This is a genomic window from Desulforamulus aquiferis (genome assembly GCF_030577015.1).
Lineage (GTDB): Bacteria > Bacillota > Desulfotomaculia > Desulfotomaculales > Desulfotomaculaceae > Desulfotomaculum > Desulfotomaculum aquiferis.
The window spans coordinates 1-293 of the sequence record NZ_JARPTC010000069.1; the positions used below are offsets into that span (position 1 = coordinate 1).

Here is a 293-nt window from a genome sequence, read left to right on the forward strand (position 1 = left end):
CGGGACCTAAGCCGAGGCCGCAAGGCGTAGGCGATGGACAATCGGTTGAGAATCCGATACCACCAAATACCGTTTGAGTGAAGGAGTGACGCAGGAGGGTAAGTCAAGCCAGCGGTTGGAAAAGCTGGTCCAAGCCCGTAGGGTGAGAGATAGGCAAATCCGTCTCTTGTAAAGCCTGAGAGGTGAAGGGGAGCGAAAACAAGTAGCGAAGTGGCTGATCCCAAACTGCCAAGAAAAGCTTCTAGCGAGGTAAAAGGTGCCCGTACCGCAAACCGACACAGGTAGGTGGGGTG

General features: G+C 54.6%; 1 rRNA gene. It reads left to right on the forward strand.

From position 1 onward, the window contains the following. A 23S ribosomal RNA gene (locus tag P6N53_RS18555) occupies positions 1-293 on the forward strand; the annotation flags it as partial.